This window comes from Microbulbifer harenosus (assembly GCF_005771435.1).
GTDB classification, from domain to species: Bacteria; Pseudomonadota; Gammaproteobacteria; order Pseudomonadales; family Cellvibrionaceae; genus Microbulbifer; species Microbulbifer harenosus.
Genome location: NZ_VANI01000030.1, coordinates 1 through 4,645, shown reverse-complemented (window position 1 = coordinate 4,645; position 4,645 = coordinate 1). Strand labels below are relative to the sequence as shown.

Genomic DNA, 4,645 nt, shown 5'->3' with positions numbered 1-4,645 from the left:
TTACGCAAACGGAAAAATTACTGCATGGCGACGAAACGCGAGTTTGGGGAGATGCCGGCTATCTCGGTGTAGAGAAGCGACCTGAGCATAAAACGCCATGCGCCCCGGTAAACGACGTAAGCTTGCGAAGAACAGTGATCTGGCCAAGGCTGAGAAAATTAAAGCTCAGGTTCGTGCAAAAGTTGAGCACCCATTTCTCACGATCAAGCGTATCTTCGGATACAGTAAAGTCCGTTATCGCGGTCTGGCAAAAAATGCAGAGCGTCTGCATTTGCTGGCGGGGTTTACGAATTTGTTAAAGAGCAAAGATCACCTCCTCGCGTAGGGGAGGTGCGCCTTAAATCCGCCCAAAAGCGGATTTAAGGCGAAAAACAGGTACAAACGTGAGCCGTCATCTGCCTGGAATTGGGAAATTCCGAAGAAAATCTGAATTTTCTTAAAGTTTCAGGACTTGCGCAGAGGTTCCCAAGGAGAGTACGCAGTGGAATTAGCAACGAAGAGGTTCTTGCTCCGCGACTTCACCGACGCAGATACTTCTGCTTTTGAGGCTTATCATAGCGATCCGCGGTCAAAAGAATTTTATGGACCGGAGGAGACTAAGCCGGAGCATACTCGGGAGCTTATCTCTATCTTTAAAGCATGGGCAATAGAGCAGCCAAGGCTTAACTATCAACTCGCTATCATTCAACGCAGCGGGTCCCGAAACCTTGTTGGTTGCTGCGGTCTACGCAGAGCCAATGCGGAGCTAGGCGCCGCAGAACTTGGCATTGAGCTAGCGCCAGAATATTGGGGGAGACATGCGTACGCTACTGAGGTCATGCGTGCTCTGGTAGAGTTTGGCTTCGATACGCTGGGTTTACGTGTAATTTTCGGTGGCACGGTTAGTGCCAATTCACGGATTGGGCGCCTGGCAAACGCTTTCGGAGCCACGGTAATACCTCGGCAAACTCCAGCCTGGATGTCGAGGAAAGGATGGACTCAAATCGAGTGGCGGATCACCAAACAGCAATGGGAGAATGGCCATCTAACAATAACAGGCAAGCGGCGTCAAAAAGCGGCGCGCTAGCGCTAAGCATTTGGTGCACAACGTTGAAACGTTGATGAATTACAGGCTATACACTGAGCGAGAGGCTTATACCAAACTTCCGAAAGTTACGCACAAGCGCGCTTATGCGAAAGCTTTGTGGTTAAATTGTCCATGGCAAGTGAGACAAGACCACATAATTGGTCGTTTCATGGAGACTAAAGCTGTCCAGCCGGTTTTTGCAACGCCGCCAGAAAATGCCGTCAGACAATGAACCGCAAAACCCAGAGCGGTTCACTATCGCTGATCGCGCACGCCAATTTATTGGGCGTCAGTAAAATTCTCATTATGCGCGCACAACGCGCCCAAAATTGTCCGCCGTTGAACGCGGCGATAGGTGCAACGAGGTTGTCATGAAAATACTAGCCATTTCTGGTAGTTCACGTGAAGCGTCAACGAATACAGCTTTATTGAAAGGCATGAGAGAATTGGCACCGAAAGACATTGACTTGAGGGTTTTCAGCCGTCTCGATACACTCCCAATTTTTTCCCCCGATCTTGAGGGTGATGCAACCCCCGCCGCAGTTCGCAAATTTATGGGTGAGGTTGCTGATTGCGATGGCATCATAGTCTCTAGCCCAGAGTATGTTCGGTCTATACCTGGCGGTTTAAAAAATGTCATCGACTGGATGGTTTCTCGTTTTGAAATCATCGATAAACCCATTGTACTGGTTCATGCGTCCCACCGGGGAGACGATATGCTGGTTTCTCTAAGGTTGGTACTTTCGACAGTAAGCCAGAATTTCCTTGAGCATCTGTTTTTACGTATACCCCTCATTGGCAAATCACCAGATGAAATTGAAGAGCTACTACGTATCCCTGACTTCGAATCGCAAATTACCTCTTTTCTACTTAAATTTTCCGAGGCAGTACACCAAAGTACAAAGTTCGCCTGACAATTTTTTTCAGCAACCTCACTAGGCCATATCGAGATATAAAGAGATGAGATCATTTATCGCAATATTGGTCACAGTTTTTACTGTGCAATGTTTCGCCTCAAACTGGGAAGAAAGCTCAGAAATTAATGAGCTTTTCAAAAGTTCAGGCGTAACAGGAACATTCGTACTGTATGACGCTAGTTCTGGAAATTTCATAGGGCATAATCAGGAAAGATCTAAAGTACGATTTGTTCCCGCGTCTACGTTCAAAATCCCGAACAGCATGATTGGCCTCTCCGCAGGTGCAGTGAAAAGTGTTGACGATGTACTCCCCTATGGGGGGCAGGATCAGCCATTTGATGCGTGGGAAAAAGATATGGGACTGCGTGAAGCGATCACCCTCTCCAATGTTCCAATCTATCAGGAATTGGCCCGTCGTATTGGTCTAGAGAGAATGCAAGAGTATGTCTCTAAGCTCGGCTTTGGGAATGAAGATATTGGCACATCTGTAGATACGTTCTGGCTAGAAGGCCCGCTTAAAATTAGCGCTGAAGAGCAAGCTGTTTTTTTAGCCAAATTGGCTCAAGACCAACTTCCAATATCAAATGACATTCAAAACAATGTCCGAGAAATCGTTCTTCAAGAAAAAAGACAAGATTGGCAGTTGTATGGAAAAACGGGCTGGGAAAATGTACCAGGGCCTGGTGTCGGTTGGTGGGTTGGCTGGGTAACAAAGAATAATCATGTGTATTCTTTTGCCTTGAATATCGATATTAAGCAGCCATCTGACGCAAAGAAGCGTTTAGAACTTGGCAAAGCGAGCCTCAAGACTCTGGGCATTCTATGAGCGAGTTTGGGCCTAATCGGGCAAAGGTGGGTTTCTAACCCGCCCTTTCCCCCTATCTTTCAGGGTAGTTGTCGCCTGAACCTTTCAAAGGACAACCATATCAAGGAATATCTATGGACAAGTGGACAGAGGGAGATTTAACCCCATCCCCATATGGCAGAGTGTCTCGAGCGATTAGCTATTTATTGTTTTCGTTGCTTTCCATAGTTGCGCTATGGTTTATCTGGTTTCTTTGGTGTATCTACCACAACCCTTGTTTCGATGTTTCCAGTAAGAGATGCAAGGAATTCGCACTGACAGAAGATCGAGATAATCCGCGCACCAGCCCTATAAACCTGTCTTACCTGAAGAAGCCGGCAACTCTGGTCTATCCATTGCTGTCAATGATCCAGAAAGAGGAAGGTAGCGTCGTAATTTCAATCGAAATCGACGAAAAGGGCCAGATAATCAGTAGGAAAGTGGTAGAGAGCTCCGGTTACGACTTGTTGGATACCGCTGCCCTAACCTCAACCTCTACATTCGCCATCGATCTGAAGAAACTGGAATCCTACGATTTCCCTGTAGAACGGAGAGTAAAAGTAACATTTCGTTTGGCATACTGAAGGAAAGGCGAGAACAAAACCGAACGTAAAAAAGATGAAGTAAAGCAAAAAATTTGGAAAGCTCACAGTACACAAAGGATATCTGCCCGCAGCTTTGGGGCGCTATCCGCTGTGGCGCTGGATACGATTTCTGCGGTGAATACCACCGCACACGCTGCCACAACCTTCTACCAGTCGTTTATCCTGAACCTGCCGCCCTTTCAGTTCACGGCGGTCAATAGACATCACCCTGCACAGAACGGATTCGAGGAAAAAAGACATGCAGACTCTTTTTAATAAGCAGACCGAAAAAAGTGATGAAGTATTGAGAGCGATAGCGCATATGCCGACGAAAAGTCTGGATGTTCTGGTGGACCGGGAGTTTGCAATGGGGCTATCGGATGCCGATCTAATGCGCGTCGCGGTATTTCTTGCGGAAAAGAGCTACGACGAAGGAGGCTGCCCGATTGGCGCGGTTATCATTGACAACGCGACAAGAAAAATCCTTGGAAAGGGGCACAACACTCTTGTTCAGGAAAACCATCCCTACAACCACGGTGAAACTTCCGCTATTCGAGACGCCGGCCGCATTGACTTTAGCAAGACCACCCTATTTACCAGCCTGAGCCCTTGCGATGTCTGCGCGACATTAATTTACATGAGGGGATTCAGCCAGGTAGTCGTCGGAGACGTGACAAATGCCTCCGGCAATGAAAAGCTGCTGGAGAGTAAAGGCATCCAGGTGAGGGTTTTGGAAGACAGCGTTGGCATAAATCTTTACGCCCGCTTCCGCTCTGAAAAGCCCGACCAGGACCTGGAAGATTGGCAAGGCGTAAGTGCCTTGAAAAACCGCGACGGAAAATAAATACGCAGAGCGAGCGCGTCCGGTTGCCCCCCCCGCCGCCTGCGTCCGTTCAAGCAGGCTCTACTGACGAAATGGTCGCCGTAGCTGGCAGCGTGTGGTCATTCAGGTAGCCGTCCCCCTCATCACTGCGCGCCTGCCACCCTACACTTTCGTCCAACGGGTTCCGCACTGCGTGCGAACCCACCAGTCTTAAGCGAAATGAATGGGGAACTGGTATGGACGATTCCCGCTCGTCACTGGCCTCGATTCAGCACCACGCCCTACCCTTGAACGGTACTTCCGGCGATTACGATGCACGTAAGCGCCAAAGAATCAGCACCTGTTTTTCCTGATTCGACTTCAACACACTGATTCCAACCGTACTTACACAAAGGAATCAGCCATGACCCC

At 48.4% G+C, this 4,645-nt stretch carries 5 protein-coding genes and 1 pseudogene; all 6 read left to right on the top strand.

What is annotated here, in order from left to right:
• Positions 1-325 (top strand): annotated as a pseudogene (locus FDY93_RS18985) (transposase); the annotation flags it as partial.
• 156 nt (positions 326-481) lie between these two features.
• The gene (locus FDY93_RS18980) at positions 482-1,066 is read left to right on the top strand and encodes a GNAT family N-acetyltransferase (protein WP_138237333.1); all 585 of its coding nucleotides are present in this window, start codon (positions 482-484) and stop codon (positions 1,064-1,066) included.
• Positions 1,067-1,437: 371 nt separating this feature from the next.
• Complete coding sequence (locus FDY93_RS18975; RefSeq protein WP_138237332.1) at positions 1,438-1,980, top strand: NADPH-dependent FMN reductase; 543 nt, start codon at positions 1,438-1,440, stop codon at positions 1,978-1,980.
• 46 nt (positions 1,981-2,026) lie between these two features.
• Positions 2,027-2,809 (top strand): class D beta-lactamase, encoded by a 783-nt coding sequence (blaOXA, locus tag FDY93_RS18970; RefSeq protein WP_138237331.1) that lies wholly within the window; start codon positions 2,027-2,029, stop codon positions 2,807-2,809.
• Positions 2,810-2,922: 113 nt separating this feature from the next.
• On the top strand, positions 2,923-3,411 hold the full coding sequence (locus FDY93_RS18965) for an energy transducer TonB (RefSeq protein WP_138237330.1): 489 nt from the start codon (positions 2,923-2,925) through the stop codon (positions 3,409-3,411).
• 259 nt (positions 3,412-3,670) lie between these two features.
• Positions 3,671-4,255, top strand: coding sequence for a nucleoside deaminase (locus FDY93_RS18960; RefSeq protein WP_138237329.1), 585 nt, complete (start codon positions 3,671-3,673; stop codon positions 4,253-4,255).
• Positions 4,256-4,645 lie beyond the last annotated feature (390 nt).

Excerpts from the sequence above, each read along its gene's own strand:
- blaOXA (WP_138237331.1), top strand. The coding sequence starts at position 2,027 with ATGAGATCATTTATCGCAATATTGGTCACAGTTTTTACTGTGCAATGT.
- FDY93_RS18965 (WP_138237330.1), top strand. The coding sequence starts at position 2,923 with ATGGACAAGTGGACAGAGGGAGATTTAACCCCATCCCCATATGGCAGA.
- FDY93_RS18960 (WP_138237329.1), top strand. The coding sequence starts at position 3,671 with ATGCAGACTCTTTTTAATAAGCAGACCGAAAAAAGTGATGAAGTATTG.
- FDY93_RS18975 (WP_138237332.1), top strand. The coding sequence starts at position 1,438 with ATGAAAATACTAGCCATTTCTGGTAGTTCACGTGAAGCGTCAACGAAT.